The organism is uncultured Maritalea sp. (assembly GCF_937139385.1).
Taxonomy (GTDB): domain Bacteria; phylum Pseudomonadota; class Alphaproteobacteria; order Rhizobiales; family Devosiaceae; genus Maritalea; species Maritalea porphyrae_A.
Genome location: NZ_CAKZPW010000227.1, coordinates 1 through 4,035, shown reverse-complemented (window position 1 = coordinate 4,035; position 4,035 = coordinate 1). Strand labels below are relative to the sequence as shown.

Here is a 4,035-nt window from a genome sequence, read left to right as displayed (position 1 = left end):
TCTCTGTTCAATGGTTGGAAGGGTTGGATTCCGTCAGATAACCGTGAGGGTTATAAACTTGTCGTTACTCCTGAGAGCCAACGTGCCAAGTATGAGCGTCTGGGCTATACCCAAATGGGCACCTACACTGGGAATCCTATGGAGAAGCAGCGTATGAGCTATTTCTTCTCTCGTGTAGGCGACAATGCTCAGTTCAATCAGGGTGCAATGCAAACTGTTCAAACTCGTTTCAATGGTGTGGACATGATGTCCGGTCGTGATCTGTCAGGTAAAACAGCTGGGCAGGTTGATCACTCTGGTTCAGATGTGTTTGCCCCAATCAAGCTGTGGTTGGGACTAAACATTTGCTCTGCAGGTTGGCTGGCAGCCAAGACAATCAAATCACTATTTATAATGACAACGCCATCAAAGTTATCTGCAACTACCCGGTCAAGAATGACTTGCATGCGCGAGTGCTCATCAGAAACGCGCCGAACGAGCAAGCGCTGAAAATCCATAGCTTCAAGGACTTTGAGGACATAAACCAAGACCAATGCAAAATGGAACCAAAAGGTGTCAAAGAACATCAACAGGTTGGCTTGAGCGATAGACGCGAGAACCTCAACGAAAACCGAAGTGCCAACGAACGCCATGGCCAAACCGAATACCGGCGGTTTGCGCACACGAGACACAAACAGCGCCAGCAAAAGAAAGACGACCCAACCAAGAACCGAACCGCCGTTTTCAATTTCGCGATTCTGCAGCCGGGTTTCAGCCGCCAGCACCTGCACCAATGGCCCAGGTATGCGGCCATAGTGTGGGACCTCCAGCAAATCACCCAGTTCGAGAGCCGACGCCCCAATGATGACCTTTTTGCCAGTCACACGATTGGGGTCAATTTGCCCATTTAGCAAATCGATCAAAGGCACGCGATCAATTGAATTCAAATCTAAGGCGTAATCGATGAAGTAGCTATTTTTGGAGTTCTTTTCCGTTTTCGGTGAAAAAACCGTGGGCAAAGAGGGAACGATGCGGTCTTCGATCATCCCATATTTCGTAAAACTCCACACCAACCCGTCTTTGAGCGTGACAACATTCACCAAAGCTATATCGGAGTGCTCTCTAAATTCTTCCAATGGCAGATTGGTGACCAATTCGCGCTCACCATTGGTGTTAAACGCAAGCTGTTGCAGTGCTGCTAAGTAAGTAAAGCCACCTGCTTTGGCCAGCGCGTCAGCAAGCATTTGATCATTTTCTGGGACTGATCGGCTGGAGAAGTCGACATCAAACGCGATCTCATCAGCGCCATATTCAACCAGACGATCCAACACCCCCGCATAAACCCAGCGCGGCCACGGCCATTGACCGATCTGATGCAAACTGCGCACATCAATATCAACCAGCACAATTTCGCCCGTTGTATCAACGCTATGGTTGGCAAAACGCCATTCCCGAAATGTATGATCAATGCCCTTAAAGAACCCATTTTGGCTGGCCATAAACGAGGCAATTGCCAAGAGAAAGATTGCTGCAAAGTTTCTCAGTGATGGGCGCATTACGCGGGTTACTCGTAGGATTAAACAAAGAGAACGCCATAATGCCCTAATTGCATTACGACGTTCTTAATTGGACCGACCAATAAACTAGATGAATTCTTTACCCATCTTTTTTATGTCGCTGGACTAAAGCTTGAGCGCATCTTTTGCCGCCTTTTCAGCATCCTTAGCCGCATCTTTTGCAGCTTTGTCTGCGTCTTTAGCTGCATCTTCAGCCGCTTTAGCGGCGTCTTTAGCTGCATCCTCTGCAGCCTTAGCGGCCTTTTCGTCCGTTTCCGCTGCGGCTTTGGCAGCATCTTCGGCGTCCTTGGCTGCGTCTTTGGCCGCATCCTCCGCATTTTTAGCTGCGTCTTTTGCCGCTTTTTCTGCATTCTTGGCCGCATCTTCGGCAGCGTCATTTGCCTTTTTTACAGCCTCTTCATTTGCTTTTGCGTCTTCTGCAGCTTTTGCGGCTGCAGCAATAGCACTTTGATCGCCAGATTTCTTGGCGTCGTCTAGCGCATCTTCTGCCGCTTTCGCAGCATCCTTAGCCGCGTCTTCTGAATCTTTTGCTGCGTCTTTTGCCGCTTTTTCAGCATCCTTTGCAGCTTTCTCAGCGGCTTTCTCTGCGTCCTTGGCTGCCTTTTCTGCGTCCTTGGCCGCTTTCTCCGCTTCTTTTTCTGCAGATTTTGCCGCTTTTTCTGCCGCTTTCGCGGCAGCCTCGGCTGCTTTTTCGTTGGCTTTCGCTTGAGCAGCAGCTTTTGCGGCTTCAGCTATAGCTGCAGCATCACCGCTCTTCTTCGCCTCTTTTAAGGCTTTATCTGCCTGCTTCTTCTCAACTTCTGCTTGCTCTGCGTTCGCCGCAGCTGAGGAGGCATTCTTTGCTGCTCGTTGTAAAACAGCTGTCGCGGCACCTTGAGCTTTTGCAGCTGCAGCTATTGCTTGTTCATCCTGCTGCGCAATTTGTGTAGAAACAACCGCCTGAGCAATGGCCTTTGCATTTCCTGATTTTTTTGCAGCCTTTAGTTCTTTCTTTGCGGCATATTCACGATCAGACTTGGACAAGCTTTTGCCTTGCTGAGCGGCCAGTTTTTGCACTTCAGCGAGCTTGACCGGCGACGCTGGACGGGCTGTTTCAACCTTTTGAATGACTTGACGAACAGACAGAACAGCATCATTTGCCGTAGACCGAATAGGCTCTTTTGTGCCGCGCCCCTCAACAGTCAGAATAGGCTTGTCACTGGAGTTCAATTCAACTTCTTGACGTGGTTTAACGTCAACTTTCATGCCAGCTTTATTGTCACGCGCCTCAACGCGGCCACGCTCAACTTTGATGCTTGCTTTGCCTTTGGTCGCTGTAACGGTAAACTTTGTGCCTTTAACCACCGCAGCGAGCAATGGTGCGCGCACTTCAAAGTGTTGCACATTTCGCTTTTCAACATCGACGGTAATCGATCCAAAATCTTGCGCCACCACAGTTCGTTTGGAACCGGTCCTATCTGAAATACGGATCCGTGTATCGCCTCGCACATCAATTGTTTCCTTGCCCCGGGCAAAAAGCACACGCGCGCCCTTCGCCGTTTGGATGGCACTTTCATCAGAAACCACGTGTCCGCGTTTAATTTGTACCCACTGACCGGTTTGGAAAACAAAAACGCCGCCGCGCAGCTTTTTCGCAACCCAATCGTCAGCGAACGCTGCGCTGCTCAACGCAACAAAGATAAGGAAGATACCGAAAACTCGCTTTAACATGATGTGCCCCTGTGTGACATGACGTCCAAAATTCTTGATTTCGGACATTTTGGGCGCAGGAGGTGAATAAAGCGGTTAACACCGTCAGGATTCAGATATTGCCGTAAACAACACATTAAAAAGGCGCTAAAACCAAGGTCTTAGCGCCTGTTTAGCTTTAAAATTGTAAACAATCTTTATCGGTTTTGACGATTCTCGATCAAGTCATCAACAACACTGGGATCAGCCAAAGTCGATATGTCACCAAGTGCTCCATAATCGTTCTCAGCGACCTTGCGCAAAATACGGCGCATGATCTTGCCCGAACGGGTTTTAGGAAGACCAGATACAAGTTGGATTTTGTCGGGTTTAGCGATAGGACCTATCTCTTTGGTAACAACCGCAAGCACCTCTTTTTTGAAAGCCTCAATGTCATCAGGGATATGACCACAAGTCACGTAGGCGTAAATACCCTGGCCCTTGATATCATGTGGATAGCCCACGACTGCCGACTCCACGATAGTAGGATGCTCGTCAAGCGCATTCTCAACCTCAGCAGTTCCCATCCGGTGACCAGAAACGTTGATTACATCATCCACACGGCCAATGATGCGGTAAAAACCGTCGGCATCGCGGCGGCAGCCGTCGCCAGTGAAGTACATATCCTCAAATGAAGCAAAGTACGTGATACGGCAACGCTCATGATCACCATAGGTCGTGCGAATCATGGAAGGCCAAGGGAACTTGATACACAATAAGCCTTCAGCTTCAGTCTCTTCTATCAGTTCGC

2 protein-coding genes and 1 pseudogene are annotated in these 4,035 nt (G+C 49.1%); all 3 read right to left on the bottom strand.

The annotated features are described in order from the left end of the window. Positions 1-290: 290 nt before the first annotated feature. A complete protein-coding gene (locus Q0231_RS09715; RefSeq protein ID WP_299347444.1) occupies positions 291-1,535 on the bottom strand; it encodes a CHASE2 domain-containing protein in 1,245 nt (414 codons plus the stop codon). 126 nt (positions 1,536-1,661) lie between these two features. Continuing rightward, positions 1,662-3,266: a FecR family protein gene (locus Q0231_RS09710; protein ID WP_299347442.1), complete on the bottom strand. Its 1,605-nt coding sequence runs from the start codon at positions 3,264-3,266 to the stop codon at positions 1,662-1,664. Between the two features lie 176 nt (positions 3,267-3,442). Next, positions 3,443-4,035: pseudogene (locus Q0231_RS09705) on the bottom strand (AMP-binding protein); the annotation flags it as partial.

Bases quoted from the DNA above. Each gene is read 5' to 3' on its own strand.
- Q0231_RS09715 (WP_299347444.1), bottom strand. From the start codon at position 1,535: ATGCGCCCATCACTGAGAAACTTTGCAGCAATCTTTCTCTTGGCAATT.
- Q0231_RS09710 (WP_299347442.1), bottom strand. From the start codon at position 3,266: ATGTTAAAGCGAGTTTTCGGTATCTTCCTTATCTTTGTTGCGTTGAGC.